The following is an 18,344-nucleotide window of genomic DNA, read 5'->3' as shown; positions in this document are numbered from 1 at the left end:
TCCCTACTCCCCCACTCCCCCACTCCCCCACTCCCCTACTCCCCCACTCCCCCACTCCCCTACTCCCCTACTCCCCCACTCCCCCACTCCCTACTCCCTACTCCCTACTCCCTCTTTATTAATATTGAAGTAAGCGATCGCCAGACTCCACATCAAACCAATGAATCTGTTTAGCAGGTAATTCTAAAGTTACTAATTCACCCCAAGTTTGGTCATAAGGAACTAAAGCACGGATATTTTGTTCAGAATTTTCCACCTGAGCAATTAACAGTTTTTCCTTGCCTAAATTCTCTACCAAAAACACCTTGCCTTTAATAGCAACCTCAGAAGTTTCAGCAAAAACAAAGCCTACATCTTCAGGACGAATACCCATAACAATTTGTTTTGGAATTGTCGGTAAATCAGGTAGAGGAATTTTAAAATTACCCAAAATAGCATAATTTTCTTCACATTTAAGAGTCAGTAAATTCATTTGCGGACTACCAACAAAACCTGCTACAAATTTATTAGCAGGGCAACTATAAATTTGATGAGGCACATCAAGTTGTTGTAAGTAACCATCATATAAAATTGCTACTTTACTTGATAAAGTCATTGCTTCTGTTTGATCGTGAGTGACATAAACTACAGGTTTTTGTTGAGAGTTAAATAACTGTTTCAACTCTGCTCGTACTTGTTCGCGCAATAGTGCATCTAAGTTACTGAGAGGTTCATCTAACAAAAATACTTCTGGGTTGCGTACCAGCGATCGAGCTAATGCCACCCTTTGTCTTTGTCCACCAGACATTTCCCGTGGTTTGCGGTTTAGTAATTGTCCTAATTCGAGTTTCTGAGCAACATTATTAACTCGTTGCTGAATTTCATCTTGAGGAATTTTACGGAGTTTCAAAGAGGCAGCAATATTTTCAAACACTGTCATGTGCGGATAAAGGGCATAACTTTGAAACACCATTGCAATATTACGACCGCCCGGTGGTACATTTGTTACATCGCGATCGCCTATTACTACTTTACCCTGAGTGGGTGTTTCTAACCCAGCAATAAGTCGCAGTAGGGTTGATTTTCCACAACCGGAAGGCCCCAGTAAGGTTAAAAATTCCCCATCTTCAACTTCAATATTCATGTCTTTAACAGGAATGACATTTTTCGTAAATTGTTTTCTGAGATTTTTTAATTGCAGTTTTGCCATAATTTTTGATTATTTTTTACCTCTTGATGTTCACTTATAGTTTGCCATAGCTCGTATAGACAGATTAAAAGCCTAAAAGCTAGACAAAGTAGGATGTTGATTTCTGCTTCCTGACTTCTGCTATAAGTGTAATCTAGTTATCTTATTATTACGTTTAACATCTGGCCTGCTATAGCAACCGCCTGGTTGGTGTTTGACAATTAGTGCGAGCATCTTGCTCGCGTCATAAATCATCATAATTACCCGATGTCCTAATTATAGTGGCGACTGCTATAATACCAATTCCCAAAAATAATGCTATACTTCCCATAGTACTTCAGTTATTAAGTAATAATAATGGTTGAATAATGTTTGTGACGATTATCGGCATTAAACCAAGATATTTTATCTCTTTTTACCCTACTCCCTACTCCCTACTCTCAAGGAGATGTAGCAAGAATGCATGAGAAATGGTATAACTACTCTCAGCTTAACTAAATAGGGTTTGCGCTCAAAAGTCTTATGGGTGAGGGTAGAAGTCAGGAGACAGGAGACAGGAGACAGGAGGAGTAAGGAATGAGCGAGGAGGCAGGAGGAAGAATTATCCCAATAGTGATTCTGCCTCGCGTCAACCCAAAATCCTAACTTTTTGAGCTTTAAGGAGCAAAAACCTTGTACTTTTTCAACACCTAAAACGGCTAAAACCAATATCAGTCAATGCTTTAAAATTTAATCAGCAAACCCTAAATAGACATCTCCAAAAATAAAAAATCAAATCAATTATCACACAGAAATTATCAATTCTTTCCCTCCACCGGAGGGGGAGGGGCGAGGGGTGGGTTCCCTACTGCCTACTGCCTACTCCCTACTCCCTCTTTTCTGGAGATGTCTAATGAAATTGACAGGATAAAAGCGATCGCCAAAAAACTAAACCATAGAAAACTCCTCTACCTGACAAACATTACGCCCCACTGCAGCAGCAACAGGGCGTAAACTCTCAACCAACTCCACCATATCTTCTAATGACAATGCTTGTCGTGCATCAGAAACAGACTCTTCCGGTACAGGATGACATTCAATCATCAAACCATCTGCTCCACAAGCAATAGCAGCTTTAGCCAAGGGTGCAACTAACTCCCGTTTACCCGCTGCATGAGAAGGATCGACAATAATTGGCAAGTGAGTTAACTGTTTTAAGGCAGCTACCGCACCCAAATCCAACACATTACGAGTATAATTATCGAAACTACGAATACCACGTTCGCACAAAACTACATCCGGGTTGCCATGACTGAGAATATATTCAGCAGCCATCAAAAATTCTTGAATAGTCGCAGATAAACCCCGTTTCAAAATTACAGGTTTGCCAACAGGACAATCCCACTCTCTAATATTTAGAGGTAATTTTTCTACAGTGTAACCACAATTAGAACAACGCTTAGAACTGGGAAAGTATCTATCAATCTTGATTAATTCCCGTCCATACCAATCAGCTTTGTAATCTAATTGCCTGACTAATTCTCCCCAGTTTGCATCTGATACAGCTCTAGCTAATTTGCAGAGCTTTCGGGGAATGTCAAGTTCCGAGCCACTTTTTTTATATGGCCAGCTTTTTAAGTTTTTAGTCCTAGAAATATAACTGACTACTTCTTCAATAAGTCGTAGAGCGTGGCAAATAAAAAGAGTCCCTAATTGCTTTCCAGTTAAGCTGTGAATATTTTCAGCCTAACTGAGGGACTCCGTTGTCCTACCAGAGAGAAGAACACCATAAGCAATGTGATTTATATTATGAAGTTAATGACAAGTTTTGTCAATACTTTTAGACATTAATTTGAGATTAGTTTTGTATCAACCATTTGTATCAGCAAAATCAAAGAGTTTTATTTCTTTAAATTTTAAGACCTTCTTAAGATTTCACTCTGCTAAGGTAAAAAAGAATTAATGATAAAAAATATCAAAAAAACCTTGACAAATCCAGGAATTTATTGAATATTAGTTGCAATAAGTATGTAATATCCTCTGTAACTAGAGGTAAAAGGCCATAACTATCAATCTGGACATCTGAGAAAAAGTATTCAAACTTACTCTAGTCCAAAAGCAAAAAAAATGACCACTGTAATTAGTGGCCAAGGCTATGTATTTTGATTAGAAATATGATATCACAATTAGAACCTTCTAACCATTTCAGCAATACAGAATAGAGCTGAGTCAGTTCTGAGATGAGCGATCGCATTTCTACTACTTGACATCTGCTCAAATCAGTGACTTAGCCAACACAAAATTAGAATTTATGCTAGAGCAGTCTCTAATTTTAGACTGCCATAGTTGTTGACTTTATGGAAGAAAGTTTTACCAAAAATGGTGTAACTTTCTGATAGATTGTCAACCAATTTTATCTGTTAAAAATAGATAATTATTACTACTCAATATCTGCTTAATCAGTAGTTTAATTTGCATATTTAGTAGACAAAAATCTATCAATAGCTATTTCTAAACATAACTGCTTAAACATTATTAGCTCTCAAATTTATTGAGTAAAATTAAATTGATATTTTTTTCAAAAAGACTCTTCAATCATTTTTTTAAGAAAAGTAATCGTTAGTACTGTTTTTCTTTTTTATGTGTATAATATGTTTTTATATGAGCAGGCAATAACTGCTGTATGAAAGATAGTAGTAATTGTTACCATAACAATTGCTAATCGGACTATAATCCAAGGAAACAAAACCATGCAAACTTATGATAATTCAGAGGTTAAATACGATTGGTGGGCTGGTAATGCTCGCTTCGCTAAACTATCTGGTTTATTCATTGCTGCTCACGCAGGTCAAGCAGCTCTAATTACCTTTTGGGCAGGAGCATTTACTCTGTTTGAAATTTCTCGATATTCCCCTAGTTTACCTATGGGAGAACAGGGTTTAATTTTACTGCCACACCTAGCAAATTTAGGTTTAGGTATCGGTAACGGTGGAGAAGTTGTAGATACTTATCCCTTTTTTGTCGTTGGTGTTGTACATTTAATCTCATCAGCAGTCTTAGGTGCAGGAGCACTTTTTCATACTTTTAAAGCTCCAGAAAATTTAAAGGATACAACAGGTGGAGCTAAGAAATTTCACTTTGAATGGGATAACCCAAAACAGCTAGGAATAATCTTAGGTCATCACCTACTTTTTTTAGGATTTGGTGCTTTATTATTAGTAGCCAAAGCTATGTATTTTGGTGGGCTTTATGATGCGGCAACTCAAACTGTACGTTTAGTAACTAATCCCACTCTCGATCCATTCGTAATATATGGATATCAAACTCATTTTGCCAGTGTTGATAACTTAGAAGATTTAGTTGGAGGTCACGTTTATGTGGGAATTCTGCTAGTCTCAGGTGGCATTTGGCACATTATCAAAGAGCCGCTTCCTTGGGCAAAACGGGTTTTAATCTTCTCTGGCGAAGCAATTCTTTCTTACTCTCTAGGTGGAATAGCTTTAGCAGGATTTGTTGCTGCTTATTTCTGTGCCGTTAATACTTTAGCTTATCCTGTAGAGTTTTATGGCCCAGCTTTGGATATTAAGCTTGGGATTACTCCCTATTTTGCTGATACTGTGGAGTTGCCTTTAGGTGCTCATACTGCTCGTTGTTGGTTAGCTAATGCGCATTTCTTCTTAGCTTTCTTCTTCCTTCAAGGTCATCTGTGGCACGCTCTGCGAGCTATGGGTTTTGACTTTAAGCGTGTTGAAAATGCTTTGAATGGTGTTACTGAGTCTTAACAACTAACGCCTAGAACTCAGGGGTCAGAAATCAGGATATTCTTTGTACTTAGGTCTGAGGATCTGGCTCCTGTCATTTCAGTTATCAGTTATCAGTTGTCATCAAAGTGTTTCAGGGAATAGGGAATAGAGGAATATCCGCGCCATATTTGCGTAGCGCTATAGTTTTATCCCACGTTCCGCATTTCAATTTGTATCATTAAAAGTAGTATATAAGTCCGTACCTTGGTAGGTATTTGTACTATGCAAACCATCTCAATTACTTTTTTCGTTCATCAAATTCCGAGTAAATAATTTACGCATAAATACTTGCTATACATGATTACTCAATCACGGCAGCTATGATTTTCTTCTAAAATTCTGTCTCCTGTCTCCTTGACTCCTGACTCCTTCTTCTATACTACGTTTTGTCGTGCAGAATGTAGGTTTTATAGTCAGTAGTCGGCAGTCGGTAGTTATCAGCAAACATCATATTTGCTGTTTGAGCGATGAACGCTGCTTTTTTCCTTGCAACCTTACTTGTTTCCTTCTGAAGTAAATGCTTTTGAGTTTTTTTGATATCAAGTGGAAAAAATTTTGTTTTTAGGCTTGACAAGTTCACTTAGGTTGTGGGTTAATATTAATAGAAATATTTATCATTAGTTTGACCAAAATCTCTACTGACAATACTGAGGATTAAACATATTGTAAACTAAGACTTTGACCAAAAATATTTTTCGCAATTTATTGAGATATTTTCTCATTTTTTCTGAAGTAAATTCTGAGTCAAGTAAGCTCTCAGGTATCTAAAATTGCATATTTTTCAAGAATTATTATGAATAAAATACTTATATATCGAGGGCGATCGCGATTTTATCTGATAGTAAAATATGCAGCTTGAATACGCAACAGCTTAATAGATATCGCTTTAAATAGAGTAGTTGCTATGCGAGCATTTCCTGTGGAATGCTGCGCAAACAGCAGTCAGCTATCAGCTATTAACTTCAGGACTTACGCACGGACACTAAATCGAGTGAGGGCAAATGCCAGAAAGCCCCTACATATGGCGTTTTCAAGGTAAATTTGGTAAGTACTGAACTTATTATCCTAGAAGGAGAATTCAAACTTCTGACTTCTGACTTCGTTAATTCATCCCATCATTATCAGAAAAAAACAATCAGAATTAATGGTAATTTGAACGATATTTAGCTACTGAAAAATATGAATTACTAAACTTGATTTCAGCAACTTCATTTCATAAATAAAATATAGGAAATTAGAACAAATGCAAACTTCAAGAAAACGAGCTTCATGGAAAATCAGACAAGTCAACAAAAATTGTTATCAAAAAAACCAGATCGAATATTTAGAAGGGGAAACTAATGGGCAAAATCAAACAATCAACGCCAACAATAATTTGGATCGATTACAAAGTGATTGGTCTGGTTATTGTGATGAATTAGACATTGATTAATTCTAATTCAATAACTTTAACTGCTAAAAGTTAGAAACATCTAACTACCATAAATATAAATGATTACAAGTGAGGTAAAAAAATGTCAAAAATTGGTCTTTTTGTCGGTACTACAACAGGAAAAACTGAATCAGCAGCAGAAATGGTTCAGGAAGAATTTGGTGGAGAAGATATAGTTACTATCCATAATATGGATGAAGTAAATACTGAAGATTTTGATGGCTATCAAAACATTATAATTGCTAGTCCCACCTGGAATATTGGTGAACTACAAAGTGATTGGGAAGGTTTTTTTGATGAACTAGACAATATTGATTTTAACGGTAAAAAAGTAGCCTATTTTGGCACAGGCGACCAAATAGGATATGCCGATAACTTTCAAGATGCCATGGGTATTTTAGAAGAAAAAATCTCTAGTTTGGGAGGTAAAACAGTTGGACATTGGTCAACAGATGGCTATGATTATAGTGAATCTAAAGCTGTCAAAAACGGTAAATTTGTAGGTTTGGCTCTTGATGAAGATAATCAAGCTGAACTTACAGAAGAACGCGTCAAAAAATGGGTAGCACAACTCAAAACAGATTTTGGGATTTAGTCTGATTTGATTCAAAGGTTCAAGAATTTAGAATTTAGAACTTAGAATTTAGAACTACCTCTCCTCTTTTTATAAATAAGAGGATTGGTTAAAAGGATTTTTTTCTTCTCTTGATCGATTAGATATGGCGAGGAGAGCTGCTCCGCTTTATATGTTGCGGAGCAAAACGCCATCCCATCCTACGGAATGCTCCGCAAACGACCGCTGTCTTGGTCGATTGGATATGGTTAGGAAACCCATCCATCCCTCGACCGCTTTTTTCTCCATGAATGGAGAGGTTTTATACCTCATTTTTTGGTAAAGGGAGATTTACGAAACTGTATTGATTGATGAAAATCTACCTGATTTTCTAAAGATATCAATGCTTGAAAGAAGGAAGAAAGCTAAAGGAAAAAAGAACATTTAACTAAGAAAAAGTTCAGAAGTAACGCCTGTCATAATTTCTGAATTTAATTCTGTACAACTCGCAGATTTCGGGAGTAAGTTTGAGATATCTGTTAAATCATAGATTTGCTAGTATTTAATTAGTTAGTTAGTAGGAAATTAATACCCACCACTAATTAATATGAAATATTCAAAAGAATGCTATGAAAAATATTCTCAACTCCTGCTTTTAAGAGATAGATACTTAGCAAAAAGCCAGTATTTCATTTAATTATTTATCTTGATTTTTCCTCCTAACTAATGACACCAGATTTAATCTATGAAACTCTAAACATCCACTCCTGAAATGACTGAAAAATTTAGGTATAAACCCTCTCAACTCATGGATAAAAAATAAAAAAAATTATTTTAACCAATCCTCTTATTTATAAGAAGAGGTAGTTCTAAATTCTTAATTCTTAATTCTAAATTCTTGAACTTCTTCCTTCTGCGCAATTATTTTGTACTTAAAGCTACTATTTACTAATTATTATCTTGATAACTTAGGAGAATGAAAACCAATGTCTAAGATTCCAGACGTATTGTGGTTAAAGACAAGTCCTAGTCTACAAGTTTTTGACCGACGATTGATTAATTACCTATCAAGAAAAGTATTAATTGCTGAATGGGATTATTTTCAAACTGCTGATGAACCTTGTACTCTAGATATAGCTGTAACCTTACTCCATGATTATCTCAAATCTTTGAATCGACCTATTCATCTTATTGGTCATAGTACGAGTGGATTAGTAGGATTAATATATGCTCGTAAATACCCAGAAAGAGTGAAGTCTTTAACTTTATTATCTGTCGGCGTTCATCCTACAATTGATTGGCAAGCACATTATTATGTACATCGCCATCTTTTACCTTGTAGTCGCCAAGTAATTTTGATTAATATGGTGAAAAGTTTATTTGGCGAACAAGATAAAAGAAATACTCAAAATTTAATCAGGATATTGGAGAGAGATTTAGATTTATCTCCATCACCTCACTCATTATTAAGACGCCAAAGTATGGTTCCTAGAGGAGTTCCTGTACCTTTAATGGTATGTGGTGGCAATGACGATCCGATTATTGATCCTAACTTAATTGGAGGATGGCAAGCATTTTTAAAACCAGAAGATAGAATTTGGGAATGTCCTGAAGGTGGTTATTTTTTCCATCATTTTTATCCTCTAAATGTAGCACAACCACTACTAGAATTTTGGCAAAATAATGGACTGGTTTTATCGGATATAAATCAGGAAGTAATAGTGAGTAAAATTTGATATTAGTCTTGAATAAGGCAGAAGGCAGAAGGCAGAAGGCAGAAGGGAAAGAAAAGTTTAAAGGGAGAAGGTTTTTTTATAACTGATTATCCGGAGATGATATAACTAGAGAATAAATTATTATCTTTTCTTTTGCGGGTTTAATATCCCACCGTCAATGGCAGTGCTTAAAATTACTTGGGGTTATAAGACACAGGATGACTATCCATAAGCAATTTTTTCTTCTGCCTTCTTCAATGCTAATTATTGGCTTATGTTTCAGAAAAATAAGTGTTTTATTTATTTTGAAAAAAACCGTAAGTAAATAGTTAGCAATCTCTTCAGTTTTTGCCTAGTTATAGGACTAAATAAAATTAGTAATTTTTCCCTAATTATCTAAGCATTCAGCTATCAGCAACAATACTCTTTCTGATAGGACAGTGTTTAAATTAACAACTGACTTTAAGGGCAAGGGAGGCAACTTTTGTAGTAAGACAATTAATAAAGCTTTTATCCTAAACTAAAAGCAATAGCTGATAGCTGATATCAAATCCGGTAGCATCGGTGTAATAAGATAGTGAATTCAGAATCCAGAATCCAGCAATTCTGCAATCCAGAATTTAGAATCCAGAATTTAGAAGGGAAGAGAACTCAGAACTATTTCCACTCTGGGTGAAGATGGAATATTTTTTTATACCGAATTAAACGGATTTGATATGATAACGCAGTTCCTGCGGTAGGAGGCTGGCTGATGGCTGTTTGCGCAGCATTCCGGAGGAAATGCTTACCAATTATTAATTTAGAATAGAGTTGAAACTATGATTAATTTGCTTCCAGAATACCTACTTCAAAATCTAGCTCGTATCATTTTTATGATGGGTTTTATATTATTAATTACTATAGGTTTGTGGAACTTTTATTTGACCTTTCAGCAAGGGATAAATTATGTTAAACGACTGCATCAAATTCCTTGTAGCCGCTGTACATTTTTTACTGGAGATTATCGTTTGAAATGTACCGTACATCCTTATAATGCTCTCACAGAAACAGCTATAAATTGTAGTGACTATGAACCAAATAATCATCTAGTAAAACCAATCTTACACCAATGTAAATCTAATTCAAAATACTCACATTGCCAAGCCACTAACTCTGCAATAAGTAATTAAATCACTCTTTTTTTTAATAAAATTAAAAGCTATTTTTGCTTGGTAAAGCCGGGGGATTTTTAACACAAATAAATAGGAGAATAATTGTGAGCTTAAATTCAGTAGTTCCTAAACCCTATCCATTGAAGCAGCATCAATTTAAACGTCGCCAATTAATACCATTGACAGATGTATTATTATGGCGAATAGATTCTGGTGTGGTTCGTACTCTGACAAAAAATGAAGAAGAAAATACGATAACTTTAGGATTTTGGGGTCCAGGAGACATCGTTGGTCAGCCTTTATTTCCATCTTATCCTTATCAAGTTGAATGTTTAACTATTGTAGAAGCAAGTATCTTACCAAGGGGTTATTTCTATACCCAAGAAGTAATGCTTTCTCACATTCAAAAAACTCAAGAGTTACTCAGAATTATTCATTCTAGAAAAATCAAATTGCGACTGTTGAGATTATTAAAATGGTTAGCTGATAGATTTGGTAATCAACTGCCAGACAGGCAAATATTAGATATTAGGTTCACTCATCAAGAATTAGCTGACATTATTGGTACCAGTCGCGTTACAGTAACACGACTACTAAATCAATTTGAAAAGGAACAGAAAATAGGATGGTCCCAGAATAATTGCCTAATTCTTTTTAATAGACATCTCCAATAATAAAAAATAAAATCAATTATCCCAAAGAAATTATCAATTCTTTACCCCTACTCCCTACTCCCTCTTTTCTGGAGATGTCTAATCATTAAAAAGACAGCTTGTCACCTCTTGCAATACTTTTAATCCTTGAATACTACCTCGAATAAGTTGAAAAGCGGGCAGTGGTTGCCGAAACATAGCGATCGCCAATGCTAAAGGTTGCAAACTTCCAGATGATGTCAGAGCAGAAGTGATATTGGGAAGATCATGATAACAGTCATCGCTGACTACTCTCACCATCGCCACGGGGATAGATAAACGAGCAAAGAAATTTAGAATTGCAACACCTTCCATATCTACCACTTCTGCACCAGTATTTTTTCCCAATAGTTGTTTTTCCGCTGCCTTGTAGATGAAGCGATCGCTAGTTAAACCCGTTACTAAAGAAGCTTTTCCTTTTAAATGTGTTTGCAACTTAGCTGTTAAAACACTATCGCACTTTTGCCGGGGTAACTCAGAATAATCTCTTTCTTTTGGATTTAATACACCGCCGTCTAAATGGTGTTTACAATTGGTTTGAGTCCCCATCCACTTCTTCTCTCTTCCTTCTTCCCTCTTCCTTCTTCCTTCTTCCTTCTTCCTTCTTCCTTCTTCAATATATTCAACACACTCATTATAAATAACTACATCTCCAGGTTGATATTGACTAGATAAACTACCACACAATCCCATAACCAATATTGTAGAGGGTTGATGCTCAGAAAAATCTTGTCTTTTTTGCCAGTTATTCAAATAACGAGTAACAGATGCAGCACCTATGGGCAAAGACAATAATTTAGGCTGAGATAACTCAGGGGTAAGACCGCGCTTCACAGATTTTAGTTCTGGCCCTTGGACAACCAAAATTGTATCAATCATTTTACAGCAGTTTTCTAGTCTCGGAGGTACAAAGTTTTATTGCTCTAGGAAACAGGTAACAGGGAACAGGAAATATCAGGCTATTCTTATATCCAATCGACCAAAAGAAAAAATCAGATTTCCTTATATTCAACCAAGAACGGTTTTAACCAGAGGTAGTTATTCATTATTCATTATTCATTATCAGGACTTACGCAAAGGCACTATATATAAGGTATTGCTCAGTTACACTAGCGCTAACGCACCCTACCAATAGCGTTCATCCGTAAGTCCTATATTCATTATTCATTATTCATTATTCATTATTCATTATTCATTATTCATTATTCATTATTCATTATTCATTATTCATTATTCATTAATGAAAACTGTACCTCACGCTTCCTCAAAAGTGCTGTAATTATAAATACAAATGTTAAATAATTCTAAATTTTTGAACATCTTAAATTGCATACCCTCATATTTTGTTGGAAATATAAGTAATTAGCCAGCGATAAAAGGGGGGGTATTTTTATAGATGTCAGCGTCTACAGACTATATTTTTAGCAATACTCAAAATCTCAAAGAATTAGAAAGACTCCAGGCGATCGAACAAATTTTTGACCCAAAAACTCGTGAACGAATTTTAACAACTGGAATTACAGAAAAATGGCAATGTCTGGAAGTAGGAGCTGGAGCTGGAGCGATCGCTAAATGGCTCGCAACAGTTGTTGGAAATAGTGGAAAGGTTGTTGCCGTTGACTTAGATACTCGTTTTTTAGCAAAAATTAAATCGCCTAACATTGAAGTTTTGGAAGCAGACTTTTGCCATCTCGCACTGGAAAGTCAATCTTTTGACTTAATTCATGCGCGTTGTCTTCTCATCCATATTCCAGACTTTCAACTTGCCTTATCAAAAATGGTAGATTTGCTCAAACCTGGTGGATGGTTAGTCATTGAAGAACCTGATTTTTCTACAGCTAAAGCTATTGCGGGAGATAGTCAAATGTGTCAGTCAGTCAAGCAAGTTAATCTTGCTATTAAAAAAATGTTTGCAGATAGAGGAACAGATTATGCTTTAGGAGCGAAGTTACCAGAGATATTGCAAAAGTATGATTGGCAAAAGTTATCTGTAGAAAATGATGCTCCTGTTTCTTCAGGGGGATCGGAAATAGCCAAAATGATGAAAATGTCGGCAATGCAGCTTACAGAAAAATATATTGCAACTGGTAAAGCAAGTCACTCTGATGTTGATAACTATTGTTTGTTTGCAGAAGACTCTAATACACAGGCAATTTACCACGCAATAGTAGGAGTTATTGCACAAAAGTTTTATAGCATTAAGTCTTTTGGCGCTTGACAATAAATTTTAGTTGTAAGGGAATAAAGAATAGGGAACAGGGAATAGAGGAATGTCCACGCTATATTTACGTAGCGCTATAGATAGTTCAGTATTGAATATTATTAGGACTTACGCAGTACAACGTATTTCCGTGATTGCAACCCACAGGGAAGCAATCTCAAATCCGGTGGTGGTGCATAGTAATGGTAGAGAGAGTGTGGGGGGATGGGGAGATGGGGGGATGGGGAGATTGGGAGATTGGGAGATTGGGAGATTGGGAGATTGAGAGATTGGGAGATGGGGAGATTGGGAGATGGGGAGATTGGGGGATTGGGAGTGTGGGAGAAATTAAAAAACATATATCTTCTACTATTACCATGCAGGACTACCTCAAATCCTAATTTTTCGTACCTTATGCGTAATATCATGTCCGGTTGAATAATTAGACTTTGGTGGAAGGAAGGCAGGAGGCAGGAGGCAGGAGGCAGGAGGCAGAAGGTTTTCTCAAGAGTGTCACCTTAATTTTATACACGCTCCGATGCTACCGGACATGATATAAGTCCTGATTATATTAAGGAACAAGTTTTTTAGGACTTAATGTTGATGATGAACCCTAAGACAGGGAAATGTTTTTCTCACAAACGTTTTTTCATCAGACAAAAATTGTCGAGGGGAAAAATCTCTAATACCAATTTCATAAAATATTGCAAAGCGTGAGGGAACAGGGAACAGGGAACACCTGAACTGTGGCTAGTGAAAGAAAAACATAATAAAAACGAGGAAAAAAGGTGCAATTTTTAGAATTTATGGAATTTATAATTTTTTATTTTAGGAATAAATCACAAATTAAGATGTAACTGCCTTTTTTGAATTTGGTATAATAAAGCGCTACTATCAAGCTGTTCATTAATGGATAATTGATAATTGATAATTACCTCTGGTTAAAACCGTTACGGAATTGAAAATAAGGAAATATCCTAGCACTTTTTTTCCCCTTAAAAGGGGGAGGCTTTAAACCAGAATTATTTAATTATTAATTATTCGGTAACTATTAACTGATAACTGAAATGACTTCTCAATCCTACCTTTACCTTTTAACTACATTATTATGGTTAATCAATCCACTTCTTTTAATGCAGGCAAATGCTCAATCTCAACTTATGAAAATTCCCGCTCCTTCCATTTCAGAAGAAGCAAAAGAAGTTTGTCCTCCACCAGCTTTATCTCGTCTTCAACGTCATACCATTACCACTGGAGAAACTATTGAAACTATTGCTCAAAAATACAATCTCATTCCTCCAACCCTCTTAGCATTTAATCGAGTGCTACAGAAAAGTCAGCCAACCGTGGGTACTGAGATAATTATTCCTCCCTATAATGGTATCGCCGTGAAAGTACCTACTGGCACAACTTGGAAAAATGTTGCAGAAAATTATAATATTCGTGCCGACACATTATATGAAGTTAATGGTTGCCCACAAACACCAGAACAACAGACGCCAGAAGTGGTTTTTTTACCAGGAGTAAATTGGTCTCCAGGGCGAAAAACACCCCCACAAATTTCTTCATTAAAAGGCTATCCTTTACCTTTTGAAACTAGGGTGATTTTAGGTTATGGTTGGTTACTACATCCGATTAAAAATCAAGTAGTTTTTCATAGTGGTTTAGACCTAATTGCTAATAGTGGTACATCAGTTTTTTCTGTAGGAGAAGGGATAGTGGCATTTGCTGGAAAACAAGGTAATTATGGCAATTTAGTAGTGATTAATCACGCTGCTGGCAAACAAACTCGTTATGCCCACTTAGATTCTATTAATGTTAAAACTGGTCAAAAAATTGCACAGGCAGAACTTTTAGGTACAGTTGGTCAGACAGGAAAACCTGATTTTGAGGAAGCTCATCTTCATTTTGAAATTAGATATAATTCTCCTTTTGGTTGGGTTGCTGAAAATCCTAATTCTTATATTGAAGTAGTTTTTAAGTAGCTGAAAATAACTACTAATCAAATGTAATTAGGGATAAGTATATACAACTTAAATATTGACTCAGTATATCTATATTTTGCTTCTATGTGTTATCAATAAATTTCTCTTCAGCAAATATGAACTTTTGCTATTGGGATGACAATTAGATAAAACTATGCCATAATTAATCTTAGGAGTATTTGATTTTTTTTAGGAAATACTTAGTAAACTTTCTTTAAAAAAATTAATTGATAATTTATTCCCAAACAATATAAAGCACATTAACTAGAATAAAAATTAGGAGTATAGATGATGATAGGTGTACCACTTTACTTAATGATGTTATGTTTCCTAGCTACTATTGTCTGGGAAAAAGTAAAATATAATTCTGAAGCAGATTCTCAAAGCTAAATTCAGAGACTAGAAAATTTTTGCTCCTCCACTTATTCTGTAAAAAATGATTTAAACTCCCTATATTTAATGATCGAATTTAGTTATTTATGGAATGTATAGCAGAAGTTAATAAATAAGAAAACTTTACTTATTCTAGTCTAAAATTCATCATTAGTCTATGTCTTAACCAATTCTTTCTTAGCTATAAATTTAAGAAGTAAGAGATTTGCGAGCAAAATACTCACACCGTTTACCGAACAAATTTAATTAAAATAGACACAGCAATACTATCGAACAAATTATTAATTTCTCTCTACTCAGTCATCTGCGATCGCCACTTACCCTAAAAAACTGATGGCCGATGGAAAGTATCCCATCAATTGTAATAAGTTGTTACAATATTGTAATAAATTGTTACAATAATGATTGAAACATAATTTAATTTTATAGATATTATGCATCTGACTTGGTTAGATAGTAATTCCTGGTTAATTGAAATTGGAGGCCAACAACTCCTGCTGGACCCTTGGTTAGTTGGCCCCCTAGTTTTCGGTAATCTACCTTGGTTATTCAAAGGACAGAGGCGTACTCCCCGTGCCATACCAGAAAATATAGACCTAATTGTGTTGTCTCAAGGGTTAGAAGACCATGCTCACCCCCAGACTCTAAAACAGTTAGACAAAAATATTCCTGTAGTCGCTTCTCCCACTGCAGCAAAAGTAGTACAGGAGTTGGGTTATTCTCAAATAGTCACACTTGCCCATGGTGAGACATATTCTTTTGACAATAGTATTGAAATTAGAGCAGTTCCTGGTTCACTGGTTGGCCCAACTTTAGTAGAAAACGGTTACATTTTTAAAGACCTAAGCACTGACGATACAATATACTATGAGCCACATGGCAGTCATTCTGAAAAAATCAAAGAATTTGCTCCTATAGATGTGGTCATCACCCCGATTATAAATTTGAATTTACCGTTAGTCGGGCCAATAATTAAAGGAAATGAAAGTGCTTTACAAGTAGCTCAATGGTTGAAACCCCAAGTAATGTTACCTACAGCAGCAGGGGGCGATATAGATTTTCAAGGATTATTAATATCTTTACTCAAAGCAGAGGGAAGTGTGGAAGAAACACAACTTCAGTTAACCAAAAATAATCTGGGAACAAAAGTAATAGAGGCTCAACCTGGAGAACGTTTTGAAGTACAATTAGAGCAGAGAGTATTAGCTAATTAGGGTTTGCCGAATAAGTATTTTGGTATAGAGTAGGGAAGTAGGGGAGTAGGGGAGTAGGGGAGTAGGGGAGAATTTTTTTGCCCAACTATGCGCTCTTTAATGCGCTCCATGCATGAGCATGAAGAGCTGAAAACCATGTACTTTTTCAATACCTAAAAAGGCTAAAACCTTTATATGGTAATTATTTGAAATTTAATCAGCAAACCCTAATTAAAGTACATTTAATTAATATTTTTCAATAATAGTTGGTATATTTTGAAGGCTGTTGACTATTAATTTTATGTAATTTTCTGAAGCTAATTTTTGAAGATTTGAGGTTAATCATAATTGTTAATCAAATGCTGCAAAACTGACTTTTCCCAACTCTGAAACCATTTAACAGCTTACTATTCCCTATTCCCTATTCAAGTAGCGCTATAAAAGTATGATTAATTTTAGTTGGATTTTTACAGTAATATTATCCTTGTTTTTGATTATTAGTAATTCTCAACCAGCTTTAGCTTCTATTCATACTTATCCCGAATCTTCTACACAAATCATGTATCGTTCTCGGCAAAGTTTGCGAGACCTTTCAGATAGAGCATGGCAGATTATATTATATAAAAGGATAAAATCTGGTAAAGTAATAACTTTAAATTTACGATTGGTAGGATTTCCTGGAATTATTGAGTTAGCTCATCCCCAAAAATTACAAATTACTACTGGCACTGGTAATATCTGGAATGCAGAGGATGTTTTAGTTGATTCTTCTTTTCCTGCTAATGTTGGAGAATATGATTTTTTGGAAGTAATGAAAAAGTTGAATTCTGATACTCCACTGCGAATAAATATAGCTTTGCAAGGTGAAAATTCAGCAGAATTAGTCGTACCAATTTTTGCTGTTAAAGAATGGCGAAAATTGTTCGATGAAGTTGATTTTTGGTAATTATTTACCGCAAAATTAAGGTTTAAAGCTTATCCATGAATGGAGAAAAAAGAAATTTTTTTCTTTTAGTCCAATCCTCTTCTTTTCAAGGAGAGGTAATTCTAAATTATAAATTCTAAATTCTAAATTCTTGAATGTATTCTAGCTAATAAAAAATTGGTTAGGACAATTACTGATGATGAATCTTAGACTAGGAAATGTTTTTCCAACTGTTCCTTGTTCCCTGTTCCCTGCTATAATTGAGATTAATTTAGGAGAAAAAAAGTGAAAAAAATAATTATAGTTTGCTTATTAATATTCACATTGATAAACTTTATAGAAATGCCCCCTGCATTAGCAGCAGAAACAGTAAAAGGAGCAGAAATTTTTCAAATTAATTGTGCTGGATGTCATGCCAGAGGAGGCAATATTGTTAGATGGTGGAAAAACTTAAAAATTAGAACTTTAAAAAGAAATAAATTAGATTCTGTTGAGGCGATCGCTTACTTAGTTAAGAATGGAAAAAATAATATGTCAGCTTATCAAGACCGTTTAACTCCAGCAGAAATTGAAACTGTATCAGATTATGTATTGAAGCAAGCAGAAAATGGTTGGCGTTAATAGAGGGATAATACTAAACACCTTTTCAAACCTATTATTTATAAACTCCTAAGACGAAAAGCCAAAAAACAAGCCCATTATATTATTCCATCAATTATCAACGCCCATTCAAAAATAAGATTGAGGCGTTTGTCACTCTATTAATGAAAATTTTCCCGAATCTCCATTGACATTGACTAGATGTCAAATTTTGATTATGATAATGATTATCATAGAGACTCCCAACTTGATACGGTCTCGGGGTCTCCCGTTATAATCTGCGATTTAACGGGAGGGGAATTGCAGAGCTGCAAATTAAATAGGTTTCGATTGATGTTCAAATGGAGCAACAAAGATGTAGTATAAAAATTATGATAATTACTCATTGCTACAAAATTAAGCCCACTCCTGAACAGTCAGTCAAAATAGATTATTGGCTAGAACTGTTGCGAAGACATTGGAATTATGCTCTAGGTCAAAGACTAGATTGGTTAAATAGAACTAGATGTCAAGTTGACCGTTGTTCATTAATTTCATGTCCTATTGGTGAAATTT

Annotated in this window: 17 protein-coding genes and 2 pseudogenes; 13 read left to right on the top strand and 6 right to left on the bottom strand. The window is 35.2% G+C overall.

Annotated elements, in window-relative coordinates:
- Positions 1 to 118: 118 nt before the first annotated feature.
- The 4 genes and pseudogenes from F6K54_RS22260 to F6K54_RS22250 all read right to left on the bottom strand — a co-directional run bounded on the left by F6K54_RS22260 (position 119) and on the right by F6K54_RS22250 (position 3,425).
- The gene (locus F6K54_RS22260; protein ID WP_293082043.1) at positions 119 to 1,189 is read right to left on the bottom strand and encodes an ABC transporter ATP-binding protein; all 1,071 of its coding nucleotides are present in this window, start codon (positions 1,187 to 1,189) and stop codon (positions 119 to 121) included.
- A 906-nt stretch (positions 1,190 to 2,095) separates the two neighbouring features.
- Positions 2,096 to 2,536 (bottom strand): annotated as a pseudogene (locus tag F6K54_RS22255) (3-deoxy-7-phosphoheptulonate synthase); the annotation flags it as partial.
- Between the two features lie 12 nt (positions 2,537 to 2,548).
- Positions 2,549 to 2,743 (bottom strand): annotated as a pseudogene (locus tag F6K54_RS43850) (zinc ribbon domain-containing protein); the annotation flags it as partial.
- A 544-nt stretch (positions 2,744 to 3,287) separates the two neighbouring features.
- Positions 3,288 to 3,425, bottom strand: a complete 138-nt coding sequence (locus F6K54_RS22250) for a hypothetical protein (RefSeq protein ID WP_293082040.1) — start codon at positions 3,423 to 3,425, stop codon at positions 3,288 to 3,290.
- A gap of 472 nt (positions 3,426 to 3,897) precedes the next feature.
- Between F6K54_RS22250 and F6K54_RS22245 the strand changes: the two genes are divergently transcribed.
- A complete protein-coding gene (locus F6K54_RS22245; RefSeq protein ID WP_293082038.1) occupies positions 3,898 to 4,929 on the top strand; it encodes a chlorophyll a/b binding light-harvesting protein in 1,032 nt (343 codons plus the stop codon).
- A 400-nt stretch (positions 4,930 to 5,329) separates the two neighbouring features.
- Here F6K54_RS22245 and F6K54_RS22240 read toward each other — a convergent pair whose 3' ends face one another.
- Positions 5,330 to 5,530, bottom strand: a complete 201-nt coding sequence (locus F6K54_RS22240; RefSeq protein ID WP_293082035.1) for a hypothetical protein — start codon at positions 5,528 to 5,530, stop codon at positions 5,330 to 5,332.
- Between the two features lie 663 nt (positions 5,531 to 6,193).
- Here F6K54_RS22240 and F6K54_RS22235 point away from each other — a divergent pair.
- The 5 genes from F6K54_RS22235 to F6K54_RS22215 all read left to right on the top strand — a co-directional run bounded on the left by F6K54_RS22235 (position 6,194) and on the right by F6K54_RS22215 (position 10,475).
- Positions 6,194 to 6,382 (top strand): hypothetical protein, encoded by a 189-nt coding sequence (locus tag F6K54_RS22235; protein ID WP_293082033.1) that lies wholly within the window; start codon positions 6,194 to 6,196, stop codon positions 6,380 to 6,382.
- 82 nt (positions 6,383 to 6,464) lie between these two features.
- Positions 6,465 to 6,977: a flavodoxin FldA gene (fldA, locus tag F6K54_RS22230; RefSeq protein ID WP_293082030.1), complete on the top strand. Its 513-nt coding sequence runs from the start codon at positions 6,465 to 6,467 to the stop codon at positions 6,975 to 6,977.
- Between the two features lie 944 nt (positions 6,978 to 7,921).
- Complete coding sequence (locus F6K54_RS22225; RefSeq protein WP_293082028.1) at positions 7,922 to 8,671, top strand: alpha/beta fold hydrolase; 750 nt, start codon at positions 7,922 to 7,924, stop codon at positions 8,669 to 8,671.
- Positions 8,672 to 9,468: 797 nt separating this feature from the next.
- Positions 9,469 to 9,819 carry a hypothetical protein gene (locus tag F6K54_RS22220; protein ID WP_375341994.1) on the top strand — a complete coding sequence of 117 codons (351 nt, stop codon included), beginning with the start codon at positions 9,469 to 9,471 and terminating at the stop codon, positions 9,817 to 9,819.
- 86 nt (positions 9,820 to 9,905) lie between these two features.
- On the top strand, positions 9,906 to 10,475 hold the full coding sequence (locus tag F6K54_RS22215) for a Crp/Fnr family transcriptional regulator (protein ID WP_293082025.1): 570 nt from the start codon (positions 9,906 to 9,908) through the stop codon (positions 10,473 to 10,475).
- 78 nt (positions 10,476 to 10,553) lie between these two features.
- Here F6K54_RS22215 and F6K54_RS22210 read toward each other — a convergent pair whose 3' ends face one another.
- Positions 10,554 to 11,372 (bottom strand): phosphorylase, encoded by an 819-nt coding sequence (locus tag F6K54_RS22210; RefSeq protein ID WP_293082023.1) that lies wholly within the window; start codon positions 11,370 to 11,372, stop codon positions 10,554 to 10,556.
- Between the two features lie 517 nt (positions 11,373 to 11,889).
- On the opposite strand from F6K54_RS22210, the gene F6K54_RS22205 reads away from it, so the two are divergent.
- The 7 genes from F6K54_RS22205 to F6K54_RS22175 form a co-directional block, all read left to right on the top strand.
- Complete coding sequence (locus F6K54_RS22205) at positions 11,890 to 12,711, top strand: class I SAM-dependent methyltransferase (RefSeq protein WP_293082020.1); 822 nt, start codon at positions 11,890 to 11,892, stop codon at positions 12,709 to 12,711.
- A gap of 185 nt (positions 12,712 to 12,896) precedes the next feature.
- Complete coding sequence (locus F6K54_RS22200; RefSeq protein WP_293082017.1) at positions 12,897 to 13,094, top strand: hypothetical protein; 198 nt, start codon at positions 12,897 to 12,899, stop codon at positions 13,092 to 13,094.
- Positions 13,095 to 13,760: 666 nt separating this feature from the next.
- Complete coding sequence (locus F6K54_RS22195; RefSeq protein ID WP_293082015.1) at positions 13,761 to 14,678, top strand: M23 family metallopeptidase; 918 nt, start codon at positions 13,761 to 13,763, stop codon at positions 14,676 to 14,678.
- Positions 14,679 to 15,505: 827 nt separating this feature from the next.
- A complete protein-coding gene (locus F6K54_RS22190; protein WP_293082012.1) occupies positions 15,506 to 16,285 on the top strand; it encodes an MBL fold metallo-hydrolase in 780 nt (259 codons plus the stop codon).
- Between the two features lie 424 nt (positions 16,286 to 16,709).
- A complete protein-coding gene (locus F6K54_RS22185; RefSeq protein WP_293082010.1) occupies positions 16,710 to 17,210 on the top strand; it encodes a DUF3122 domain-containing protein in 501 nt (166 codons plus the stop codon).
- 264 nt (positions 17,211 to 17,474) lie between these two features.
- A complete protein-coding gene (gene petJ / locus F6K54_RS22180; RefSeq protein WP_293082007.1) occupies positions 17,475 to 17,810 on the top strand; it encodes a cytochrome c6 PetJ in 336 nt (111 codons plus the stop codon).
- A gap of 350 nt (positions 17,811 to 18,160) precedes the next feature.
- Positions 18,161 to 18,344, top strand: a 184-nt coding sequence (locus tag F6K54_RS22175; RefSeq protein WP_293082005.1) for a helix-turn-helix domain-containing protein, incomplete at its 3' end; no start/stop codon positions are given.

This window comes from Okeania sp. SIO3B5, from assembly GCF_010692555.1.
GTDB lineage: Bacteria > Cyanobacteriota > Cyanobacteriia > Cyanobacteriales > Microcoleaceae > Okeania.
The sequence above is the reverse complement of the archived record's forward strand: the minus strand, read 5'-3'. Positions and strand labels throughout refer to the sequence as shown.

Excerpts from the sequence above, each read along its gene's own strand:
- F6K54_RS22225 (WP_293082028.1), top strand. The coding sequence starts at position 7,922 with ATGTCTAAGATTCCAGACGTATTGTGGTTAAAGACAAGTCCTAGTCTA.
- F6K54_RS22210 (WP_293082023.1), bottom strand. The coding sequence starts at position 11,372 with ATGATTGATACAATTTTGGTTGTCCAAGGGCCAGAACTAAAATCTGTG.
- F6K54_RS22245 (WP_293082038.1), top strand. The coding sequence starts at position 3,898 with ATGCAAACTTATGATAATTCAGAGGTTAAATACGATTGGTGGGCTGGT.
- F6K54_RS22205 (WP_293082020.1), top strand. The coding sequence starts at position 11,890 with ATGTCAGCGTCTACAGACTATATTTTTAGCAATACTCAAAATCTCAAA.
- F6K54_RS22185 (WP_293082010.1), top strand. The coding sequence starts at position 16,710 with ATGATTAATTTTAGTTGGATTTTTACAGTAATATTATCCTTGTTTTTG.
- F6K54_RS22235 (WP_293082033.1), top strand. The coding sequence starts at position 6,194 with ATGCAAACTTCAAGAAAACGAGCTTCATGGAAAATCAGACAAGTCAAC.
- F6K54_RS22260 (WP_293082043.1), bottom strand. The coding sequence starts at position 1,189 with ATGGCAAAACTGCAATTAAAAAATCTCAGAAAACAATTTACGAAAAAT.
- F6K54_RS22195 (WP_293082015.1), top strand. The coding sequence starts at position 13,761 with ATGACTTCTCAATCCTACCTTTACCTTTTAACTACATTATTATGGTTA.
- F6K54_RS22220 (WP_375341994.1), top strand. The coding sequence starts at position 9,469 with ATGATTAATTTGCTTCCAGAATACCTACTTCAAAATCTAGCTCGTATC.
- F6K54_RS22200 (WP_293082017.1), top strand. The coding sequence starts at position 12,897 with ATGGTAGAGAGAGTGTGGGGGGATGGGGAGATGGGGGGATGGGGAGAT.
- fldA (WP_293082030.1), top strand. The coding sequence starts at position 6,465 with ATGTCAAAAATTGGTCTTTTTGTCGGTACTACAACAGGAAAAACTGAA.
- F6K54_RS22190 (WP_293082012.1), top strand. The coding sequence starts at position 15,506 with ATGCATCTGACTTGGTTAGATAGTAATTCCTGGTTAATTGAAATTGGA.